General features: G+C 52.2%; 21 protein-coding genes. 12 read left to right on the top strand and 9 right to left on the bottom strand.

Going from position 1 to position 20,483, the window contains the following annotated elements:
- The first annotated feature begins 61 nt into the window (after window positions 1-61).
- The 4 genes from hslV to rraA all read left to right on the top strand — a co-directional run bounded on the left by hslV (window position 62) and on the right by rraA (window position 3,507).
- On the top strand, window positions 62-592 hold the full coding sequence (hslV, locus tag ACLJRS_RS20915) for an ATP-dependent protease subunit HslV (protein WP_000208240.1): 531 nt from the start codon (window positions 62-64) through the stop codon (window positions 590-592).
- 9 nt (window positions 593-601) lie between these two features.
- Window positions 602-1,933 (top strand): HslU--HslV peptidase ATPase subunit, encoded by a 1,332-nt coding sequence (gene hslU, locus ACLJRS_RS20910; RefSeq protein ID WP_001293360.1) that lies wholly within the window; start codon window positions 602-604, stop codon window positions 1,931-1,933.
- A gap of 66 nt (window positions 1,934-1,999) precedes the next feature.
- Complete coding sequence (menA, locus tag ACLJRS_RS20905) at window positions 2,000-2,929, top strand: 1,4-dihydroxy-2-naphthoate polyprenyltransferase (RefSeq protein ID WP_000139639.1); 930 nt, start codon at window positions 2,000-2,002, stop codon at window positions 2,927-2,929.
- A gap of 92 nt (window positions 2,930-3,021) precedes the next feature.
- Window positions 3,022-3,507: a ribonuclease E activity regulator RraA gene (gene rraA, locus ACLJRS_RS20900; RefSeq protein WP_000872918.1), complete on the top strand. Its 486-nt coding sequence runs from the start codon at window positions 3,022-3,024 to the stop codon at window positions 3,505-3,507.
- Window positions 3,508-3,728: 221 nt separating this feature from the next.
- Here the strand turns inward: rraA and zapB are convergent, their stop codons facing one another.
- The gene (gene zapB / locus ACLJRS_RS20895) at window positions 3,729-3,968 is read right to left on the bottom strand and encodes a septal ring assembly protein ZapB (RefSeq protein WP_000051370.1); all 240 of its coding nucleotides are present in this window, start codon (window positions 3,966-3,968) and stop codon (window positions 3,729-3,731) included.
- A gap of 398 nt (window positions 3,969-4,366) precedes the next feature.
- Here zapB and ACLJRS_RS20890 point away from each other — a divergent pair, with 398 nt between their 5' ends.
- The 4 genes from ACLJRS_RS20890 (at window position 4,367) to fpr (ending at window position 8,706) form a co-directional block, all read left to right on the top strand.
- Window positions 4,367-5,212: an MIP/aquaporin family protein gene (locus tag ACLJRS_RS20890; protein ID WP_000084285.1), complete on the top strand. Its 846-nt coding sequence runs from the start codon at window positions 4,367-4,369 to the stop codon at window positions 5,210-5,212.
- 20 nt (window positions 5,213-5,232) lie between these two features.
- On the top strand, window positions 5,233-6,741 hold the full coding sequence (gene glpK / locus ACLJRS_RS20885; RefSeq protein WP_000136809.1) for a glycerol kinase GlpK: 1,509 nt from the start codon (window positions 5,233-5,235) through the stop codon (window positions 6,739-6,741).
- Window positions 6,742-6,852: 111 nt separating this feature from the next.
- Window positions 6,853-7,863, top strand: a complete 1,011-nt coding sequence (gene glpX / locus ACLJRS_RS20880) for a class II fructose-bisphosphatase (protein ID WP_001250619.1) — start codon at window positions 6,853-6,855, stop codon at window positions 7,861-7,863.
- A gap of 96 nt (window positions 7,864-7,959) precedes the next feature.
- A complete protein-coding gene (fpr, locus tag ACLJRS_RS20875; RefSeq protein ID WP_000796297.1) occupies window positions 7,960-8,706 on the top strand; it encodes a ferredoxin--NADP(+) reductase in 747 nt (248 codons plus the stop codon).
- Window positions 8,707-8,812: 106 nt separating this feature from the next.
- On the opposite strand, the gene ACLJRS_RS20870 is transcribed toward fpr, so the two are convergent.
- Window positions 8,813-9,241 (bottom strand): DUF805 domain-containing protein, encoded by a 429-nt coding sequence (locus tag ACLJRS_RS20870; protein ID WP_000155237.1) that lies wholly within the window; start codon window positions 9,239-9,241, stop codon window positions 8,813-8,815.
- A gap of 100 nt (window positions 9,242-9,341) precedes the next feature.
- Here ACLJRS_RS20870 and ACLJRS_RS20865 point away from each other — a divergent pair, with 100 nt between their 5' ends.
- Both ACLJRS_RS20865 and tpiA read left to right on the top strand, forming a co-directional pair.
- Window positions 9,342-9,938 carry a YiiQ family protein gene (locus ACLJRS_RS20865; protein ID WP_000802242.1) on the top strand — a complete coding sequence of 199 codons (597 nt, stop codon included), beginning with the start codon at window positions 9,342-9,344 and terminating at the stop codon, window positions 9,936-9,938.
- Between the two features lie 112 nt (window positions 9,939-10,050).
- A complete protein-coding gene (gene tpiA, locus ACLJRS_RS20860) occupies window positions 10,051-10,818 on the top strand; it encodes a triose-phosphate isomerase (RefSeq protein WP_001216339.1) in 768 nt (255 codons plus the stop codon).
- Between the two features lie 91 nt (window positions 10,819-10,909).
- Here the strand turns inward: tpiA and ACLJRS_RS20855 are convergent, their stop codons facing one another.
- The 7 genes from ACLJRS_RS20855 to lsrA all read right to left on the bottom strand — a co-directional run bounded on the left by ACLJRS_RS20855 (window position 10,910) and on the right by lsrA (window position 17,582).
- Window positions 10,910-11,674, bottom strand: coding sequence for an epimerase (locus ACLJRS_RS20855; protein ID WP_001088049.1), 765 nt, complete (start codon window positions 11,672-11,674; stop codon window positions 10,910-10,912).
- A gap of 9 nt (window positions 11,675-11,683) precedes the next feature.
- Window positions 11,684-11,974 carry a (4S)-4-hydroxy-5-phosphonooxypentane-2,3-dione isomerase gene (gene lsrG, locus ACLJRS_RS20850; protein ID WP_001543603.1) on the bottom strand — a complete coding sequence of 97 codons (291 nt, stop codon included), beginning with the start codon at window positions 11,972-11,974 and terminating at the stop codon, window positions 11,684-11,686.
- A gap of 82 nt (window positions 11,975-12,056) precedes the next feature.
- Window positions 12,057-12,932 carry a 3-hydroxy-5-phosphonooxypentane-2,4-dione thiolase gene (gene lsrF, locus ACLJRS_RS20845; RefSeq protein ID WP_000774146.1) on the bottom strand — a complete coding sequence of 292 codons (876 nt, stop codon included), beginning with the start codon at window positions 12,930-12,932 and terminating at the stop codon, window positions 12,057-12,059.
- A gap of 28 nt (window positions 12,933-12,960) precedes the next feature.
- Window positions 12,961-13,983, bottom strand: a complete 1,023-nt coding sequence (gene lsrB, locus ACLJRS_RS20840) for an autoinducer 2 ABC transporter substrate-binding protein LsrB (protein ID WP_000090737.1) — start codon at window positions 13,981-13,983, stop codon at window positions 12,961-12,963.
- A 28-nt stretch (window positions 13,984-14,011) separates the two neighbouring features.
- Complete coding sequence (lsrD, locus tag ACLJRS_RS20835) at window positions 14,012-15,013, bottom strand: autoinducer 2 ABC transporter permease LsrD (protein ID WP_000981831.1); 1,002 nt, start codon at window positions 15,011-15,013, stop codon at window positions 14,012-14,014.
- A complete protein-coding gene (gene lsrC, locus ACLJRS_RS20830; protein WP_000911134.1) occupies window positions 15,010-16,053 on the bottom strand; it encodes an autoinducer 2 ABC transporter permease LsrC in 1,044 nt (347 codons plus the stop codon). Before lsrC ends, lsrD begins: the two co-directional genes overlap by 4 nt.
- The gene (gene lsrA, locus ACLJRS_RS20825; RefSeq protein WP_001167250.1) at window positions 16,047-17,582 is read right to left on the bottom strand and encodes an autoinducer 2 ABC transporter ATP-binding protein LsrA; all 1,536 of its coding nucleotides are present in this window, start codon (window positions 17,580-17,582) and stop codon (window positions 16,047-16,049) included. Before lsrA ends, lsrC begins: the two co-directional genes overlap by 7 nt.
- Before the next feature lie 255 nt (window positions 17,583-17,837).
- Between lsrA and lsrR the strand changes: the two genes are divergently transcribed.
- Both lsrR and lsrK read left to right on the top strand, forming a co-directional pair.
- Window positions 17,838-18,797, top strand: a complete 960-nt coding sequence (gene lsrR / locus ACLJRS_RS20820; protein WP_001283049.1) for a transcriptional regulator LsrR — start codon at window positions 17,838-17,840, stop codon at window positions 18,795-18,797.
- An 86-nt stretch (window positions 18,798-18,883) separates the two neighbouring features.
- The gene (lsrK, locus tag ACLJRS_RS20815; RefSeq protein WP_000113085.1) at window positions 18,884-20,476 is read left to right on the top strand and encodes an autoinducer-2 kinase; all 1,593 of its coding nucleotides are present in this window, start codon (window positions 18,884-18,886) and stop codon (window positions 20,474-20,476) included.
- Window positions 20,477-20,483: the final 7 nt, after the last annotated feature.

Below are 20,483 nucleotides of genomic sequence, written 5' to 3'. Positions count from 1 at the left end.
CATTATGCCCCGTACGCCGTACGGGGCCGCAATTCAGCATTAGTAACCAAGGGGTCTGCTCGTGACAACAATAGTAAGCGTACGCCGTAACGGCCACGTGGTAATCGCCGGTGATGGTCAGGCCACACTGGGTAACACAGTAATGAAAGGCAACGTGAAGAAAGTCCGCCGCCTCTACAACGACAAGGTCATTGCGGGCTTTGCAGGCGGTACTGCGGATGCATTCACGCTGTTCGAGCTGTTTGAACGTAAACTGGAAATGCATCAGGGGCACCTGGTCAAAGCCGCCGTTGAACTGGCGAAAGACTGGCGTACCGACCGTATGCTACGCAAACTGGAAGCGTTGCTGGCCGTCGCGGATGAAACCGCCTCGCTCATCATCACGGGTAACGGCGATGTCGTGCAACCTGAAAACGATTTAATTGCTATCGGCTCCGGCGGTCCTTATGCCCAGGCTGCCGCTCGCGCTCTGTTGGAAAATACCGAGCTCGGCGCGCGCGAAATTGCTGAAAAGGCGTTGGATATTGCAGGCGATATCTGCATTTACACCAACCATTTCCACACCATTGAAGAATTGACCGCCAAAGCGTAAGGACCTCTCATGTCTGAAATGACCCCACGCGAAATTGTCAGCGAACTGAACAAACACATTATCGGCCAGGATAACGCAAAGCGTTCCGTGGCGATTGCATTGCGTAACCGCTGGCGTCGTATGCAGCTTGATGAAGAGCTGCGCCACGAAGTAACGCCGAAAAATATTCTGATGATTGGCCCGACCGGCGTCGGTAAAACCGAAATCGCCCGTCGTCTGGCAAAACTCGCCAACGCGCCGTTCATTAAAGTCGAAGCCACCAAATTCACCGAAGTGGGCTATGTCGGGAAAGAAGTGGACTCTATCATCCGCGATCTGACCGATGCCGCGGTGAAAATGGTTCGCGTACAGGCTATCGAGAAAAACCGCTATCGTGCGGAAGAGTTGGCGGAAGAACGTATTCTCGACGTACTGATCCCACCCGCAAAAAATAACTGGGGCCAGGCCGAACAGCAGCAGGAGCCTTCTGCCGCCCGTCAAACGTTCCGCAAAAAACTGCGCGAAGGCCAGCTCGACGATAAAGAGATCGAGATTAACCTCGCCGCCGCGCCGATGGGCGTAGAGATTATGGCGCCTCCGGGCATGGAAGAGATGACCAGCCAGTTGCAGTCTATGTTCCAGAACCTGGGCGGTCAGAAACAGAAACCGCGTAAGCTGAAAATTAAAGACGCGATGAAACTGTTGGTTGAAGAAGAGGCTGCTAAGCTGGTCAACCCGGAAGAGCTGAAACAGGACGCTATCGACGCGGTTGAACAGCACGGCATCGTGTTTATCGATGAAATTGACAAAATTTGTAAGCGTGGCGAAACCTCCGGCCCGGATGTTTCACGCGAAGGCGTACAGCGCGACTTACTGCCGCTGGTAGAAGGCTGCACGGTTTCGACCAAACACGGGATGGTCAAAACGGATCATATTCTGTTTATCGCCTCTGGCGCGTTCCAGGTGGCGAAGCCGTCTGATCTGATCCCGGAACTGCAGGGCCGCCTGCCGATTCGCGTTGAGCTTCAGGCGCTGACCACCAGCGATTTCGAACGCATTTTGACCGAGCCAAACGCCTCCGTCACCGTGCAGTATAAAGCGCTGATGGCAACTGAAGGCGTCAATATCGAGTTCACCGATTCCGGTATTAAACGTATTGCCGAAGCCGCCTGGCAGGTTAACGAAACCACCGAAAACATCGGCGCGCGCCGTCTGCATACCGTACTAGAGCGTCTGATGGAAGAAATTTCCTATAACGCCAGCGATCTGCACGGCCAAAACATCACAATTGATGCGGAATATGTGAGCAAACATCTGGATGCGCTGGTCGCAGATGAAGATCTAAGCCGTTTTATCTTATAATCGCGTCCAATGCATTTTCATCACTGTTGATGGGGCTGAAAAGCCCCATTTTTATTGGCGCTAAATATGACTGAACAACAACAAATTAGCCGCACCCAGGCCTGGCTGGAAAGCTTACGACCCAAAACCTTACCCCTCGCCTTCGCGGCGATTATCGTCGGTACGGCCCTGGCATGGTGGCAAGGCTATTTCGATCCTCTGGTCGCGCTGCTGGCCCTTATCACCGCCGGGCTGCTGCAAATTTTATCCAACCTCGCCAACGATTATGGCGACGCTGTCAAAGGCAGCGATAAACCGGATCGCATCGGGCCGCTGCGGGGGATGCAAAAAGGCGTCATCACCCGGCAAGAGATGAAGCGGGCGTTAATCATTACCGTCGTGCTGATCTGTATCTCCGGACTGGCGCTGGTGGCGGTCGCGTGCCATACGTTAACCGATTTTGTCGGCTTCCTGATTTTGGGCGGACTGTCGATTATCGCCGCCATCACCTACACCGTGGGTAATCGGCCCTACGGCTATATCGGGCTGGGTGATATCTCTGTCCTGGTATTCTTTGGCTGGCTAAGTGTCATGGGGAGCTGGTATCTCCAGGCGCATACGCTGATTCCGGCGCTGATTCTCCCGGCCACCGCCTGCGGTTTACTGGCGACGGCGGTGCTGAATATTAATAACCTGCGCGATATTAATAGCGACAGAGAGAACGGTAAAAACACCCTTGTGGTACGACTGGGCGATGTCAACGCGCGTCGTTATCACGCCTGCCTGTTGCTAGGCGCGCTGCTCTGTCTGGCGCTGTTTAATCTGCTCTCGCTACACAGTCCGTGGGGATGGTTGTTTATTCTGGCCGCGCCCTTGCTCATTAAACAAGCGCGCTACGTAATGCGCGAAAGGGAGCCTGCGGCAATGCGCCCGATGCTTGAACGTACCGTTAAAGGCGCGTTGTTAACCAACCTGTTATTTGTGATTGGGATACTCTTAAGTCAGTGGGCCGTTTAACTGACAAATATCAATTAACAATTGATGATTTTGCCAACAGTATACTTAGCGCGATATACTAAAAATTCTCGCAGCAACTGAACGTTAAGCCTATGAAATACGATACTTCCGAGCTTTGTGACATCTATCAGGAAGATGTCAACGTCGTGGAACCGCTGTTCTCTAATTTTGGAGGGCGGTCGTCGTTTGGCGGACAAATCATCACGGTAAAATGTTTCGAGGACAACGGGTTGCTGTACGATCTGCTCGAACAAAATGGCCGTGGTCGGGTTCTGCTGGTCGATGGCGGCGGTTCTGTCCGTCGTGCATTAGTCGATGCGGAGCTGGCGCGTCTGGCCACGCAAAATGAATGGGAAGGGCTGGTTATCTATGGCGCGGTGCGTCAGGTGGACGATCTGGAAGAGCTGGATATCGGCATTCAGGCGATCGCCGCCATTCCGGTTGGCGCCGCAGGTGAAGGCATTGGGGAAAGCGATGTGCGCGTCAATTTCGGCGGCGTGACGTTCTTCTCCGGCGATCATCTCTATGCCGACAACACCGGGATTATCCTTTCCGAAGACCCGCTTGATATCGAGTGATCAAAAAAGGCGCCGTAAGGCGCCTTTTTTATGCGTTGTCGCTGATTGCCGGATGGCAGCTTACGCCTTATCCGGCCCACCGGTATCCGCATTCTAAATCCTCTATAGATTTCGCGTCAGGGCAAGGCGGCAAGTAAGTGAATCCCCAGGAGCATAGGCCACTATGTGACTGGGGTGAACGCACGCAGCCAACGCCGCCATAACGTGAAATATGACGAGGATTAGACTTCTTCCATACGACCAAGCAGCGCCTGCAAACGTTCCTGCCAGCCGCTCTGCTGTTCCTTCAGAGAATTATTTTCACGCTCGAGTTCTTCACGCTGATGCTGTGCAGACTGCACTTCCTGCGTCAGGCTGTTGTTCTTTTCTTTCAGCTCTTCAATTTCCATCTGTAACAGGGTGATGGTGTCAATCGCCTGCTGTACTTTTGCTTCCAGTTTCTCAAACACTTCTAAAGACATGATCTTACCTCTCCTGAATTGCAAGGCGACGCTTCACGTAAACGCGCACAATATATAGTGTCGATTGTATGAAGCCCCGCTCTCGCTGTCCAGCGACATACCGCGTAGATCGCGGTTTGCAGCAATTTTCATCCATCTCCTGGTAACATTCATTCAATAACTTAAAAGTGTTAACATATTGGTTAATGAAATGATTCAATTCACTCTCTTCTGCTGTCTCAAAATGCGCTTCATGGCGCGATAACGCTCATTTTATTGACGCAGTACACACATTTTGATTTCGATATTTCTCGTTTTTGCTCGTTAACGATAAATTAACAGTGTGCCTACAGGGCATCGTGGATGTCCATGACCTCCTCGCATACCAATAATCATTACATACTCTTCAGGATCCGATTATGAGTCAAACATCAACCTTAAAAGGCCAGTGCATTGCTGAATTCCTCGGTACCGGGTTGTTGATTTTTTTCGGTGTGGGTTGTGTCGCTGCGCTTAAAGTTGCCGGAGCTACTTTTGGACAGTGGGAAATCAGCGTCATCTGGGGTCTGGGGGTAGCGATGGCTATCTACCTGACGGCAGGTGTTTCTGGCGCACACCTGAACCCGGCAGTGACCATCGCACTCTGGCTATTTGCCTGTTTCGACAAACGTAAAGTTGTTCCTTTTATTATTTCTCAAGTTGCCGGCGCCTTTTGCGCAGCGGCGTTAGTTTACGGGCTTTATTACAATCTTTTTGTGGACTTCGAACAAACCCACCATATCGTCCGTGGCAGCGTTGAAAGTCTCGATCTCGCAGGCATTTTCTCAACTTACCCGAATCCTCATATCAATTTTGTGCAGGCCTTCGCGGTTGAAATGGTGATTACCGCTATTCTGATGGGGCTGATTCTGGCGCTGACCGACGACGGAAACGGCGTACCTCGCGGTCCGCTTGCGCCACTGCTCATTGGTTTACTGATCGCCGTTATCGGTGCCTCTATGGGGCCGTTGACCGGGTTTGCGATGAATCCGGCGCGTGACTTTGGCCCCAAAATGTTCGCCGGGCTTGCCGGCTGGGGTGAAATTGCGTTTACCGGCGGTAGAGACATTCCTTACTTCCTGGTGCCACTGTTTGGCCCCATCGTCGGCGCCATTCTGGGCGCGTTTGCTTATCGCAAATTTATTGGCCGTCATTTGCCGTGCGATACCTGCGTCGTGGAAGAGAAGGACTCCACCGCGACCACACAACAAAATGCTTCGCTGTAATCTGATTACGGGACAAAATTATGACTGAAAAAAAATATATCGTTGCGCTCGACCAGGGTACCACCAGCTCCCGCGCGGTCGTTATGGATCATGACGCGAATATCGTCAGCGTATCACAGCGTGAATTTGAGCAAATTTATCCTAAGCCAGGCTGGGTAGAACACGACCCGATGGAAATTTGGGCGTCCCAAAGCTCAACGCTGGTAGAAGTGCTGGCTAAGGCCGATATCAGTTCCGATCAGATTGCCGCTATCGGTATCACCAACCAACGTGAAACCGCGATCGTCTGGGAACGTGAAACCGGCAAACCGATATACAACGCTATTGTCTGGCAGTGCCGTCGTACCGCCGATATTTGCGAACAGCTTAAACGCGACGGCCTGGAAGATTACATCCGCGACAATACCGGTCTGGTCGTCGACCCGTACTTCTCTGGCACTAAAGTGAAATGGATCCTTGACCATGTGGAAGGTTCGCGCGAACGCGCGAAGCGTGGCGAGCTGCTGTTCGGTACGGTGGATACCTGGCTTATCTGGAAGATGACGCAGGGCCGCGTCCACGTTACGGATTATACCAACGCCTCACGAACCATGCTGTTCAACATCCATGATTTGGACTGGGACGATAAGATGCTGGACGTGCTGGATATCCCACGCGCGATGCTGCCCCAGGTACGTAAGTCCTCCGAAGTCTACGGCCAGACCAATATTGGCGGTAAAGGCGGTACACGTATTCCTATCGCCGGGATTGCCGGGGATCAGCAGGCCGCGTTATTCGGTCAACTGTGCGTAAAGGAAGGAATGGCAAAGAATACCTACGGCACCGGCTGCTTTATGCTGATGAACACCGGCGAGAAAGCGGTAAAATCGGAAAACGGCCTGCTGACCACCATCGCCTGCGGCCCAAGCGGCGAAGTCAACTATGCGCTGGAAGGCGCGGTGTTTATGGCGGGAGCGTCCATTCAATGGCTGCGTGATGAAATGAAGCTCATCAGCGACGCGTTCGACTCCGAATATTTCGCCACGAAAGTGAAAGATACCAACGGCGTCTACGTGGTTCCGGCCTTCACCGGTCTGGGCGCGCCGTACTGGGACCCGTATGCCCGCGGCGCCATTTTTGGCCTGACCCGCGGCGTGAACTCTAATCACATTATCCGCGCGACGCTCGAATCCATCGCTTACCAGACCCGCGACGTACTGGAAGCGATGCAGGCCGACTCCGGTATCCGCCTGCACGCTCTGCGTGTGGACGGCGGCGCAGTGGCCAACAACTTCCTGATGCAGTTCCAGTCAGATATTCTCGGCACGCGGGTGGAACGCCCGGAAGTGCGCGAAGTGACCGCGCTGGGCGCCGCCTATCTGGCTGGCCTGGCCGTCGGTTACTGGCAGAACCTGGACGAGCTGCAGGAAAAAGCCGTCATTGAGCGAGAATTCCGCCCCGGCATTGAAACCACCGAGCGTAACTACCGTTACAGCGGCTGGAAGAAAGCGGTTAAACGCGCAATGGCGTGGGAAGAGCACGACAAGTAAGGTCGCCATCCGGCAAAATCTTTGTGCGGAGGCAACTCCGCACACACATCAATTATTCCCTCCTTCCCCTGTGCTACACTGCGCGCCACTCCTTTTTGCTACGAGTTTGTTATGAGACGAGAACTTGCCATCGAATTTTCCCGTGTGACCGAAGCGGCGGCGCTGGCTGGCTACAAATGGCTGGGACGCGGCGATAAAAATACCGCGGACGGCGCGGCGGTCAACGCCATGCGTATCATGCTCAACCAGGTCAACATTGACGGCACCATCGTGATTGGCGAAGGCGAAATCGACGAAGCCCCGATGCTCTATATCGGCGAAAAAGTCGGTACCGGCCACGGCGATGCGGTAGATATCGCCGTCGATCCGATTGAGGGCACGCGCATGACGGCGATGGGTCAGGCGAACGCGCTGGCGGTGCTGGCGGTCGGCGATAAAGGCTGTTTCCTGAATGCGCCCGATATGTATATGGAAAAACTGATTGTCGGTCCGGGCGCCAAAGGGGCGATCGATCTCAATCTGCCGCTGGCGGATAATTTGCACAACATCGCGGATGCGCTGGGTAAACCGCTTGGCGATTTGACCGTGACCATTCTGGCAAAACCGCGTCATGACGAGGTCATCGCAGAGATGGCCAAACTGGGCGTACGCGTGTTTGCCATTCCTGACGGCGACGTCGCGGCCTCCATTCTGACCTGTATGCCGGATAGCGAAGTCGACGTGCTGTACGGGATTGGCGGCGCACCAGAAGGCGTGGTATCCGCAGCGGTGATCCGCGCGCTGGACGGCGATATGCAGGGGCGTCTGCTGGCGCGCCATGACGTGAAAGGCAACAGCGAAGAAAACCGCCGCATTGGCGAACAGGAACTGGCGCGCTGCAAAGCAATGGGCATTGAAGCGGGCAAGGCGTTATGCCTGGGCGACATGGCGCGTAGCGATAACGTTATTTTCTCCGCGACCGGCATCACGAAAGGCGATCTACTGGAAGGAATTAGCCGGAAAGGCCATATTGCCACGACGGAAACGCTGCTGATCCGCGGCAAATCACGCACCATCCGCCGCATTCAGTCGATCCACTATCTTGATCGTAAAGATCCGGATGTACAGGCGCATATCCTCTAGCGCATTTGTTAGTTAGAGCCTTCCAGCCTCGCGGGGCTGGAAATCTTTCTCCTGACGAACGAAGATAAGGTTAGCGATTCAGAACAGGAGAAAACCATGGCCGATTGGGTAACAGGTAAAGTCACTAAGGTGCAAAACTGGACTGACGCACTGTTCAGCCTGACCGTTCACGCCCCCATTAATCCTTTTACTGCAGGCCAATTTACCAAACTCGGACTGGAGATCGATGGCGAGCGCGTTCAGCGCGCGTATTCCTATGTGAATGCGCCTGACAATCCGAATTTAGAGTTTTATCTGGTGACGGTGCCGCAAGGAAAGCTCAGCCCGCGGCTGGCGGCGCTAAAACCTGGCGATGAGGTGCAAGTGGTCAGCGACGCGTCGGGTTTCTTTGTACTGGATGAAGTGCCTGACTGCGAGACGCTATGGATGCTGGCGACCGGAACCGCTATTGGCCCGTATTTGTCTATTCTGCAATATGGCCAGGATGTCGCGCGCTTTAAAAATCTGGTCTTGGTCCACGCCGCACGCTTCGCCGCCGATTTAAGCTATCTGCCGCTAATGCTGGATCTGCAACAGCGTTATGAAGGCAAGCTGCGCATCCAAACGGTGGTCAGCCGGGAGAGCGTGCCAGGCTCGCTTACCGGGCGCGTGCCTGCGCTCATTGAAAACGGCGAGCTGGAAAAAGCCGTTGGATTGCCGATGGATAAAGAGACCAGCCATGTCATGCTGTGCGGGAACCCGCAGATGGTGCGCGATACGCAGCAACTGCTGAAAGAGACCAGACAGATGACTAAACATCTGCGCCGCCGACCGGGGCAGATGACGGCTGAACATTACTGGTGATGTTTTACCGAATGGCGGCTGGGGCTTATCCGGCCTGCAAATCATCACCAATCTGTGGGCCCGGTAAGCGTCAGCGCCACCGGGCAAATTACGGTTTACCGCCCGTTCACGGTTCTGCTTTAAACTTCACGTCCTGTGTCGCTTTCCCAAACTTATTTTCCCCCTGAACACCGACAAACGCGCCCAGATCGATAAGCATCATCACCAGGATCAGCGTCGGAATAAATCGCCCGACGACCCACTGCCACATCCCCGGCAGCATCACCCAGTTTCCGGCCAGCAGCATCCACGCCAGAATCATCAGCAACGCCCACGCGCCGGATCGCCCCCGGTCATGCAGACGTTTGACCATGACGGCGGCGGTCGGCCACAGCAGGCACACCAGGCAAAATGCCGCCGTTTGGATATCAAGCAGGTTTTTCCCCGCCAGCGAAAATAGCGCCAGCATCCCGGCAAACCAGAGGCCGATCCAAATCCAGAAATCACGGCGTCCGATACGCCCTTTAAATGAGAATAACCATTGCTGTATGGTCATGTAAGTTCCTTATATTTTGCCTTCCGCTACAGTTTACCCTTTTGACAAGCCCGACAGTTATCGTTTTAATCGTGAGCAGTCCTAACGAAAGGTAAGATTGATGAAGCCAGGATGTACTCTGTTTTTACTGTTGTTTTCTGCTCTCACCGCCAGCATAACGGCGCACGCGCAGCTCTCTTCATCGACCACGACAGCGCCCTATCTGCTGGCGGGCTCGCCAACCTTTGATCTTTCTATTAGCCAGTTTCGTGAGAACTTTAACCGCCAGAATCCCGATCTGCCGCTCAATGAATTTCGCGCCATTGAGAATAGCCGCGATAAGGCGAATCTGACCCGCGCCGCCAGTAAGATTAACGAAAATCTGTATGCCTCCACGGCGCTGGAGCGCGGTACGCTCAAAGTGAAAAGTATGCAGATTACCTGGCTGCCCATTCAGGGGCCGGAACAGAAAGCGGCGAAAGCGAAAGCGCTGGAATATATGGCCGCCATTATTCGCACTGTCGCCCCGTTACTGACAAAAGAGCAAAGCCAGAAAAAACTGCAAAAGATGCTTATCGCCGGTAAAGGTAAACACTATTACGCCGAGACCGAAGGCGCGGTACGTTATGTTGTCGCAGATAACGGCGAAAAGGGGCTGACCTTCGCGGTTGAACCGATTAAGCTGACGTTATCTGAAAATCTGGAAGGGGCGAATTGATGACAAAAAGCAAAGCCTTTCCGGGGATGAATCTCTATACTGTTTCACAGACCATGCTGCTCTGACGAGCGGCCATCTTCCTTAATTCGCTGACTAAGCGTGGAGAAATGAAATGCGACATCCTTTAGTGATGGGTAACTGGAAACTGAACGGCAGCCGCCACATGGTAAACGAACTGGTGGCTAACCTGCGTAAAGAACTGACGGGCGTAGCAGGCTGCGACGTGGCAATCGCTCCGCCGGAAATGTATATCGATCTGGCGAAACGCGCTGCTGCCGGTAGCCACATTATGCTGGGCGCGCAGAACGTTGATCTGAACCTGTCTGGCGCATTCACCGGTGAAACAAGTGCTGAAATGCTGAAAGATATCGGCGCGCAGTACATCATTATCGGTCACTCTGAGCGTCGTACTTATCACAAAGAGTCTGACGAGCTGATCGCGAAGAAATTCGCTGTGCTGAAAGAGCAGGGTCTGACTCCAGTTCTGTGCATCGGTGAAACCGAAGCAGAAAACGAAGCGGGCAAAACTGAAGAAGTCTGCGCACGTCAGATCGACGCGGTACTGAAAACGCAGGGCGCGGCAGCCTTTGAAGGCGCGGTTATCGCTTACGAACCCGTATGGGCGATCGGTACCGGTAAATCTGCAACTCCTGCGCAGGCTCAGGCAGTGCACAAATTCATCCGTGACCACATTGCTAAAGCTGACGCGAAAATCGCTGAACAGGTTATTATCCAGTACGGCGGTTCTGTTAATGCCTCCAATGCCGCCGAACTGTTCGCGCAGCCGGACATCGACGGCGCACTGGTAGGCGGCGCTTCTCTGAAAGCTGACGCCTTCGCGGTGATCGTGAAAGCAGCAGAAGCTGCTAAACAGGCTTAATTGCCAATCAATGTCTGATGGCGCTGCGCTTATCAGGCCTACCAGCCGAGTGCTTATGTAGGCCTGATAAGGTAAAGCCGCCATCCGGCATTTATGCTGTGGAGGGTAAGAAAGTAGTATCCCCGGCAACCTTAAACATCGCCCTCCAGCTCCGCGTATTCTCAACCAGCCGATCATCACGAAATAACGCACTACCAGAAACAACACGATCGATGCCCTGTGCAATCAGCGAAGGCAACTGATCCTGCGTTAACGACCCATCAATAACGATAATTTTACCTTCGCGTTTATCACCAAGTAGACAGAGAAGCTGTGCCACGCGCTCATGCAAATCACTGGAGCGCATTTTACTGCCGTATCCAGGGTTCACTGCCAGTAGTTGAATAACCTCAACGTCGCTCAGAATGGGGATAATGACATCCAGAGGCGTTGCCGGGCATAAACTAATCCCCCGGATCACCGGCATTTCACCGCCAATAACGGGCACGGTCTGCTGACCAAGCCAGCTTAGCGTATGATGCAGATGAATATCGCCTTCAGCCTGAAGCGTGATGCAGTGTGCGCCCGCCTTCACGCAGGCTTGCGCCGCCGTCCATTGATCCGCTACCATCAAATGAACATCTTTGATAAAGGTTTGCGGCAGTTGCCCAACTGCCCATGGCCCAACGGTAAACTGCGGGCAAAATTGACCATCCATCAAATCCAAATGCAACAGCGGCTGGTTTAGCGCTTCCAACTGTTGCAGATAGCGATGCAACGCAATCCACTGCCCTGCCAGAATACCCACACTAAGCGGATATGACGCTAACAATGCCACACATGCTTCGCGCGTTAATCCGGCAAACTGGCTGTTCATGAGCGCTCCTTAAGGCATCAAACCCATAAAAACTTTTTTTGTCCGCGGACCGGTCATCAACGGTTCAAGCTGCTCCACGCAAGTTTTGTAGTGTGGCGTTGTCTTGTGAAAAGCGACGGCCTGTTCATCAACGTAGGCTTCATAAATATAAAATCGCGTAGGCACCTGCGGATCCTGCAGAACATCAAAACGCAAGTTACCCGGCTCTTTAATTGAGCCCAGATGATTCTGCCGAAAAACATCGATAAATTGTTCAACCTTGTCATCATGAACGTTAATTTCAACCAGCGTAACGTGCATCATTACCCCCCTGATTATTCCAAATAAAATAACAGTCATCCCCATCTCCTCGCATCGGTAAAAGATGGGGAAGCGATCTCATTTAACCTTTCTCACTCAAAAACAGCTCATAAGCACGCTCTGCTGTTTCGTTATGATGAACGACAGCATGTACCGCTTTAATCATGGCTACCGGATCTTCTGACTGGAATATATTACGCCCCATATCTACGCCAGAAGCCCCCTGGTCAATCGCCTGATAGCACATTTCCAATGCTTCACGTTCAGGCAGTTTTTTACCGCCGGCGATGACAATCGGCACCGGACAACCTGCCGCAATACGCTCAAAACCTTTATCGACATAATACGTTTTGATAATTTGCGCCCCCATTTCCGCAGCGATACGCGTTGCCAGTGAAAAATAACGCTGGTCGCGAGCCATATCTTTACCCACCCCGGTCACTGCCATTATTGGCATCCCGACGCGTAACCCGGCATCAATCAGTTGAATAATATTTTTAATCGACTGATGTTCATGCTCACTACCAATATAAACCTGTGCGGCAGCAGCACAGCTATTCAACCGCACAGCGTCATCCATCGCCACCGCAACCGCCTCATTGCTTAATTCAGTGAGAATAGAATTCGCCCCGGACGCGCGTAAAACGACTGGTTTATTGATTGCCGGAGGTACCACACTGCGTAATATGCCGCGAGTACACATTAAGACATCAGCATATTCAAAGAGCGGCGCAATATTGATATCAATACGCTCAAGTCCGGTTGTCGGCCCCTGGAAATATCCATGGTCAAAGGCCAGCATGACCGTTTTTCTGGTTTTGGGGTTAAAAATCCTCGCCAGTCTGGACTGCATTCCCCAATCCAGCGCGCCACAGCCTTTTAATGCGAACAAAGTGTTAGTTTGTGGTTTATCGGTGTGAAAATCTTTGCCATCTTTAATATCATCTAAATCAGCCATTCTTTACTCCGTCGATACATAACAGTTATCAGAAATCATATTTGTCGATATTGTCTTTGTTGAAAATGACACGCTCCGGCAATAACACAATGCCGTTACCTTTTGCCTCATAGTGATATCCCTGCTCACTATTAGGTGAAACGGTGACTTTGCCGATGCCGGGAATATCCAGTGAATCACCGACATTCATTGGCATATTTTTCAGCAACGCATTGGCGACATATACGGAAATTTTTCCCTGTTGGACGACATCCCACAGGCCAAACTCTTTAACAGTGCCGCGCTGAACATAAGGGCGCATTACATTCGGCGTACTAAAACCAACAATCGCGAGATTATTGCGTTTAAGGTTCTCCGCCGCCTGTGCCGCAGCAGGTAAAGCGTTAGCGTCAGGCGCGATGATGGCATCCAGATCGGGATACGCTTTGATGATACCTTCCGCCGTCTGGAGCGATTTCGTGGCATCGTTATAGCCAAACTGGGTAGTGACTATCTCCCACCCCGGATGTTCCTGGCTAATTTTGGCTTTAGCTTCTTTTACCCACTGGTTCTGGTCGGTCACCGTTGGGCTGGAATAGAAGAAAGCGACTTTCGCTTTCTCTTTGTCCACCTGATGAGCGGCCATCTCTACCAGCATGCTGCCGAGCTGTTTTGGCGTCCCTTGATTAATATAGTAAGAACGGCACTCCGGCTTGGTATCGGAATCCCAGGTTAATATTTTCACGCCTCTTTGCATTGCCCGCTTCAACGCCGGGCACAGGCCGTCAGGCGAAACGGCAGAAACGATAATGGCGTCATACCCCTGATTGACAAAGTTATTCACCAGTTGAACCTGGCCTGAGACGCTGGGCTCTGTAGGGCCATCGTAAGTTACGTCAATGCCCAGCGCTTTTCCCGCTTCCTGCGCGCCATTGCCGCCGCTGGTAAAAAAGCCCACGCCAACCAGTTTGGGAATAAAAGCAATCCGCTCTGCCGCCTGCACGGTCATTGCCGCAGATGCCAGACCAAACGCAGTGAGTAAGGCGATCATTTTAATGCTGTGTCTTGCCATTTTTTTCTCCATAAATTTCAAAAGGAAATCATGCCTGATGCGCATTGCGACGGCGTGAGTACCATTCAAGGATTTGGTGACGATGCAAACTGACGGAACGACCAACGACAACAACAATGAGAAGCGCACCGGACAATGCGCTGGAAATTTGATTCGGCACTCCGGCCATCTGTAGCCCCTGCTGTAAAAATCCCACCAGCAGCGCCGCCAACGCGGACCCCATAATCGACCCGGAGCCGCCATAAATATTGGCGCCTCCCAGCACAACCGCCGTAATGGCCGGCATCAGGAAAGAGGCGCCCAGATCCGAACGTGCGGAGCCAAAGTAAGAAACCAGTAATACGGCGGCGATAGCGGAGGCGCATCCGGTCATGGCATACACGGTATACAACGTGCGATTCACCGGGATCGCGCTGTACTGCGCGACACGGGCGCTCTGGCCAATCAGGAAAACGTTGCGTCCCATATGCGTGCGATGCATGAGCAGCCAGAAAAACAAACAGCACACAAGAAAAAAAATAAGCGGCATAGGAATACCAAGAAATGAAATATTGGCAAAGTCAGTGAACGCTGTGGGAAATCCACCAATACCTTCATAACCCGTGGCGCCAGCCATACCAGATAACAATAATGCGCTACCACCAAATAAATACATGGTTCCCAGGGTAATCACCAACGGGTTTACGCCGGTATAAATAATAAGTCCGGCATTTATCAGCCCACATATTGCGCCGAGTAGTAGGGTAATAATAATCGCTAAAGGTAGCGGCATACCGAGCTGAAACAGCACACCCAGGGTAATCGCGCATAGCCCGATTGTAGAACCAAATGAAATATCCATACCACCGCTGACAATAACCATTGTTAGCGGCAAAGCGACAATACCGATACAAATAAAATCGCTAGTGCTAAAAAGTAAGACATTAATATCTAATAAACGTGGATTAATCACACCGAAAGCCAGAATTTCAAAGATCAATAAGGCTGCCAGCGCAATTTCCCAGCTATAGCGTCGCCATGGATTCATCATGCCACCTCTTTGTTTTTATTCTGTTGTGCGTGCGTTTTTGCTTCCGTCTGTAGTGGAGTGGGTGGTGATATAAAACGGGCATATTTCTGGCGGCGCAGATTGCGTTGTAATGCGCAACGCAGCCGCCCATCGAATACCAGTACGCCCAACAATACCAGGCCAGCAATAAAATCGTTCCACCAGGCGGGGATACGCAGCAGCACTAACACACTATCAATTTGCGTAAGAAAATAAGCGCCGAGAATAGCGCCGATGACCGTGCCTGACCCGCCTAACAGGCTAATTCCCCCCAATACGCAGGCCGCGATGGCTTTCATTTCCAGCCCCGTGCCGGTTTGATTGGGAATGAAGCCAATCTGCGAGGCAAACACGATTCCAGCCAATGCCGCCATACCGCCATTAAGTGAAAATGCCATGATGCGTACCATCTCGGTACGGACACCCAATTGCCGGGCGCCCTGCAGGTTATCTCCGGTGGCGTAAAAATTGCGGCCAAAGGCGGTTTTCGCCAGGAGCCAGGCCATAAGCAGCGCTAACACCAGGGTAAACCAGCCGATTGCGGAAATTCCCAGAAACACCGGAGCAGAGAGTTGCTTTAAGCCTGCGGGTAATCCTTCAATCCATTTCCCCCCTGTCCATAGCAGCATGATCCCACGATACAAGCCCAGCGTTCCCAGCGTGGCGACAATGGCGGGTATCTTCAACCAGGCAACCAGTACGCCATTAAAAAATCCGGCGACAATTCCTAATATTAGTGTGGCCAGGCAGGCGACCGGCAGGCTATAGCCGGCGTTTAACATCACTCCCAGCAATACCGCGCACATGCCTGTCGTCGAGCCCACCGATACATCAATATTGCGGGTGAGCATTACCATCGTCGCGCCAATCGCCAACAGCATCAAAATTTGCGCGCTACTGAAAACCATTGTCAGCGTTTGCACGCTCAAATACTGGCTATCCAGCGCGCCAGGAAACACGAATAAACAGACTATTGCCAGCAGTGCCGTCGCTTCCCGGTTATTTTGGATGAATTTCAACATGTTGCCTCCGACGCACCATGTTCGCCAAACGCAACGTGCATGATGGTATCAACGTTAATTTCCTCGCCGCATAACGCAGGCCCCCCCAGTTCCCCCTGGTGCATGACATATACGCGATCGGCCATCTGCTCTATCTCTTCCAGATCGGAGGAAATAAATAGCACCGCGACATTTTGTTGCGCGATACTGCGCAACAGCTGATAAATATCGCTGCGGGCGGAGACATCGACACCGCGGGTCGGTTCATCGACAATCAGTAATTGCGGAGAGGCCTCCAGGCATTTGGCAATCAATACTTTTTGCTGGTTACCGCCGGATAAAGTACGCGCCGCCTGTTCGGCATTATTGAGTTTGATATTTAACGCGCGGTGGTAACGTTCAAGGGTGGCGTTATCCCGCTGGGGCTTTATCCAAAATCCTTTTTGGTTGTGGGTCAGCGAACAGACATTCCATGCCAGGGAAGCGTCAAGATACAGCCCGGATGACTGCCGATCTTCCGGCAAATAGACCAGGCCGAGCTGCAACCGCTGTTGGGTTGTCAGGGCGTTAATTTCTTGACCATTGAACAGCATCCGCCCCGCATTGACCGGTCTAATACCGTACAGCGTTTCAGCCAGTTCTGTGCGTCCCGCGCCGACCAACCCGGCCAGACCAAGGATTTCGCCTGCCCGCACCTCAAGGTTGATATTCATAAAACCTTCGCCCGTCAGTGACTCCAGCGCTAATACTGTCGCGCCGCGTTCGTTCTGCGGGCGGCTGCCAGGCAATTCCAGCCACAACTTTTGATTCGCGGAAAGACTGACGCCCTGCGTTGCCGGGGTGATAGCTTGAATAATCTCGTCGGTAGAAAGGTCATGCGTTTTTCCGAATAATGCGATTTTACCGTCACGCATCACGCTAACGCAGTGAGCTAACTGTCTAATTTCTGGTAGCTTATGAGAAATAAATACAATTCCGACACCCTTTTTCAGCAACTCTTGCAGACGCGTAAATAACCGATCAGTTTCGGCTGGCGTTAACGACGCCGTGGGCTCATCAAGAATTAAGATTCGCGAGTCGCGCATCAAGCCGCGCATAATTTCAACGATCTGGCGGTCTGCAACATCAAGCGTACCCGCAGCGCTCGCCGGATCAAGTTGGCATCCCATCGCCTTTAATAGCTGCTGCATTTTTTCCGTGGAGGCCTGACGTCCCTGCAAGCCAAACAAGATATTTTCCCGCACAGATAAACTCGGAAATAACAGAGGCTCCTGGGGAACCAGGTAAATGCCATACTGGTGCGCCTTCAGAGGCGTTAAATGACTGCAACGCACACCAGCAATATCGATAGTCCCTCCATCTGGCGGGACTATACCGGCAATAATCTTCATTAATGTTGATTTACCCGCACCATTGCCGCCAAGCAATGCGTGCACCTCTCCCGCATGCAGAGTAAAGTCAATTCCCTTTAGTACTTCGACGCCGGAATAACTTTTATAAATGTTCTGCACACAAATCAGAGGGGATGCAGTATTGTGACTGATTTGCATGTTGCCTCCGCTCCCTCAATGTTGACTGACGGGACTGAACAAATGTTTTTTGAAAAAGAAATTGTTCAAAACGGTAGTAGTTATTTGGTCAAAAAACTCTCATCCAGATCACGTTTTCTGAATAAATGAATTTTTAGATGATAAATGTTCAGATTTGGCGCGTTTTTGTGGCGTTAATCACGGTTATTTCGGAGTGATAACTGAACAATTGTGTTAATGATTTAGAAATGTTCAAAGTAAAGCCAGGTTATGACAATGAGCGATAATACGTTGGTATCTGATTATGGAATGTGCGAAGAAGAGCAGGTGGCGCGTATTGCCTGGTTCTACTATCACGATGGATTGACGCAGAGTGAAATCAGCGAGCGTCTGGGGCTAACCCGGCTAAAGGTTTCTCGTCTGCTGGAGAAAGGGCATCAGTCCGGTATTATTCGCGTACAAATCAACTCCCGCTTCGAAGGGTGTCTTGAGTATGAAAATGCCTTGCGCAACCACTTCGCATTGCAGAATATCCGCGTGCTGCCGGCATTACCCGATGCCGATATTGGTCTGCGCTTAGGAATCGGCGCCGCCCATATGTTGATGGAGTCACTGCGGCCACAGCAACTGCTGGCCGTCGGCTTTGGCGAAGCCACGATGACCACATTAAAACGCCTCAGCGGATTTATCTCGGCGCAACAAATCCGACTGGTCACGTTATCCGGCGGCGTGGGGCCGTATATGACCGGAATAGGCCAGCTTGATGCCGCTTGTAGCGTAAGTATTATGCCCGCGCCGCTGCGCGCATCATCGCAGGAAATTGCCTGCACGCTGCGCAATGAAAATAGCGTGCGGGATGTGATGCTCACAGCGCAAGCTGCCGATGCCGCCATCGTGGGGATTGGGGCAATTAACCAGAAAGATCAAGCCAGTATCTTAAAATCCGGCTATATCACTCAGGGTGAACAACTCATGATTGGCCGCAAAGGCGCAGTAGGCGATATTCTGGGCTATTTTTTTGATGCTCATGGCGAAATTATTCCAGACATCAAAATCCATAACGAATTAATTGGCCTGAAGTTAAATTCACTTTCCACGATCCCAACCGTGATTGGCGTCGCCGGCGGCGAACAAAAAGCAGAAGCTATTATTGCCGCTATGCGCGGTAACTATATCAATGCGCTGGTTACCGATCAGAAAACCGCAGGGAAAATAATTCAACTTATTGAAAAATAAAAAATAAAATAACACTTACCTCAATTCAATAAACAATAACTGACAGGATTTTATGTAACGATGTAAAAATAGCCGAGGATAAAAAAATGGCTCGACTCTGTACCCATACTGAATCAGGACATTACCTGATGGCTCTTGACGCCGGTACCGGTAGCGTCAGAGCAGTAATTTTTGATCTACAAGGAAAGCAAATAGCTGTCGGTCAAGCGGAATGGCAGCATCTGGCCGTGCCGGATGTGCCTGGTTCGATGGAGTTTGATCTTGCCAAAAACTGGCAACTGGCTTGCCAGTGTATCCGTCAGGCACTACAGAAAGCCGCCATCCCTGCAACGGCTATCGCTGCCGTATCGGCCTGTTCGATGCGTGAAGGCATTGTTATTTATGACAGTAACGGCGAACCAATTTGGGCCTGCGCTAATGTTGACGCCCGCGCGGCGCACGAAGTCAGTGAATTAAAAGAGCTGCACGATAACACCTTTGAGGAGGAAGTTTATCGTTGCTCCGGGCAAACGCTGGCGCTCAGCGCTATTCCGCGTCTGCTCTGGCTTGCCCACCATCGTCCGGATATTTATCATCGCGCGTCAACCGTCACTATGATCAGCGACTGGATGGCCTTTATGCTCAGTGGCGAACTGGCGGTCGATCCCTCCAACGCAGGCACGACGGGGTTATTGGATCTGGTGACCCGCAACTGGAAACGTAGTCTGTTACAGATGGCGGGCCTGCGTTCTGACATTCTCTCGCCGGTAAAAGAAACCGGGACGCTGCTCGGTCACATTTCACAGAAAGCGGCTGAACAGTGCGACCTGCAAGCGGGTACGCCGGTCATCGTTGGCGGCGGCGATGTGCAGTTAGGCTGTCTGGGGCTGGGCGTCGTACGCCCGGCGCAAACGGCCGTGCTGGGCGGAACCTTCTGGCAACAGGTCGTCAATCTTCCCGCGCCGGTCACCGACCCAAACATGAACGTTCGCATCAATCCTCATGTGATCCCCGGTATGGTACAAACCGAGTCTATTAGCTTTTTTACTGGGTTAACGATGCGTTGGTTCCGCGACGCCTTTTGCGCCGAGGAAAAACTAATCGCTGAAAGGTTAGGTATTGATGCGTATTCCCTGCTGGAAGATATGGCCAGCCGGGTGCCTCCCGGCGCGTACGGTGTGATGCCCATCTTCTCTGACGTTATGCGTTTTAAACGCTGGTACCATGCCGCGCCGTCGTTTATCAATCTGTCTATCGATCCTGAAAAGTGTAATAAAGCGACCCTATTTCGCGCGCTGGAAGAGAATGCCGCCATTGTTTCCGCCTGCAATTTACAGCAAATTGCCGCGTTTTCCGGCGTACAGGCCGACTCGCTGGTTTTTGCCGGCGGAGGATCTAAAGGCAAATTATGGAGCCAAATCCTTGCCGACGTTACGGGACTCACCGTTCACGTACCTGTCGTCAAAGAAGCTACCGCGCTAGGGTGCGCTATTGCCGCAGGCGTTGGCGTGGGTGTCTGGCCATCGCTGGCGGAAACGGGAGAAAAGCTAGTGCGCTGGGATCGGGAGCATAAACCTAATCCTGAAAATTTCGCTGTCTATCAGCAGGCCAGAGAAAAATGGCAGGCCGTTTATCAGGATCAACGCGCGCTGGTCGATGGTGGCTTAACGACATCCCTCTGGAAAGCGCCAGGCCTGTAACAGGAGA

Source organism: Salmonella sp. SAL00670, assembly GCF_046552235.1.
GTDB classification, from domain to species: Bacteria; Pseudomonadota; Gammaproteobacteria; order Enterobacterales; family Enterobacteriaceae; genus Salmonella; species Salmonella enterica.
The sequence above is the reverse complement of the archived record's forward strand: the minus strand, read 5'-3'. Positions and strand labels throughout refer to the sequence as shown.

What these genes read in the sequence shown, in the direction of transcription:
- zapB (WP_000051370.1), bottom strand. Translation starts at nt 3,968, where the DNA reads ATGTCTTTAGAAGTGTTTGAGAAACTGGAAGCAAAAGTACAGCAGGCG.
- lsrA (WP_001167250.1), bottom strand. Translation starts at nt 17,582, where the DNA reads ATGCAAATCAGTCACAATACTGCATCCCCTCTGATTTGTGTGCAGAAC.
- tpiA (WP_001216339.1), top strand. Translation starts at nt 10,051, where the DNA reads ATGCGACATCCTTTAGTGATGGGTAACTGGAAACTGAACGGCAGCCGC.
- rraA (WP_000872918.1), top strand. Translation starts at nt 3,022, where the DNA reads ATGAAATACGATACTTCCGAGCTTTGTGACATCTATCAGGAAGATGTC.
- ACLJRS_RS20890 (WP_000084285.1), top strand. Translation starts at nt 4,367, where the DNA reads ATGAGTCAAACATCAACCTTAAAAGGCCAGTGCATTGCTGAATTCCTC.
- ACLJRS_RS20870 (WP_000155237.1), bottom strand. Translation starts at nt 9,241, where the DNA reads ATGACCATACAGCAATGGTTATTCTCATTTAAAGGGCGTATCGGACGC.
- lsrD (WP_000981831.1), bottom strand. Translation starts at nt 15,013, where the DNA reads ATGATGAATCCATGGCGACGCTATAGCTGGGAAATTGCGCTGGCAGCC.
- ACLJRS_RS20855 (WP_001088049.1), bottom strand. Translation starts at nt 11,674, where the DNA reads ATGAACAGCCAGTTTGCCGGATTAACGCGCGAAGCATGTGTGGCATTG.
- fpr (WP_000796297.1), top strand. Translation starts at nt 7,960, where the DNA reads ATGGCCGATTGGGTAACAGGTAAAGTCACTAAGGTGCAAAACTGGACT.
- menA (WP_000139639.1), top strand. Translation starts at nt 2,000, where the DNA reads ATGACTGAACAACAACAAATTAGCCGCACCCAGGCCTGGCTGGAAAGC.
- hslU (WP_001293360.1), top strand. Translation starts at nt 602, where the DNA reads ATGTCTGAAATGACCCCACGCGAAATTGTCAGCGAACTGAACAAACAC.
- ACLJRS_RS20865 (WP_000802242.1), top strand. Translation starts at nt 9,342, where the DNA reads ATGAAGCCAGGATGTACTCTGTTTTTACTGTTGTTTTCTGCTCTCACC.
- lsrG (WP_001543603.1), bottom strand. Translation starts at nt 11,974, where the DNA reads ATGCACGTTACGCTGGTTGAAATTAACGTTCATGATGACAAGGTTGAA.
- glpX (WP_001250619.1), top strand. Translation starts at nt 6,853, where the DNA reads ATGAGACGAGAACTTGCCATCGAATTTTCCCGTGTGACCGAAGCGGCG.
- lsrC (WP_000911134.1), bottom strand. Translation starts at nt 16,053, where the DNA reads ATGTTGAAATTCATCCAAAATAACCGGGAAGCGACGGCACTGCTGGCA.
- glpK (WP_000136809.1), top strand. Translation starts at nt 5,233, where the DNA reads ATGACTGAAAAAAAATATATCGTTGCGCTCGACCAGGGTACCACCAGC.
- lsrF (WP_000774146.1), bottom strand. Translation starts at nt 12,932, where the DNA reads ATGGCTGATTTAGATGATATTAAAGATGGCAAAGATTTTCACACCGAT.
- lsrK (WP_000113085.1), top strand. Translation starts at nt 18,884, where the DNA reads ATGGCTCGACTCTGTACCCATACTGAATCAGGACATTACCTGATGGCT.
- lsrB (WP_000090737.1), bottom strand. Translation starts at nt 13,983, where the DNA reads ATGGCAAGACACAGCATTAAAATGATCGCCTTACTCACTGCGTTTGGT.
- lsrR (WP_001283049.1), top strand. Translation starts at nt 17,838, where the DNA reads ATGAGCGATAATACGTTGGTATCTGATTATGGAATGTGCGAAGAAGAG.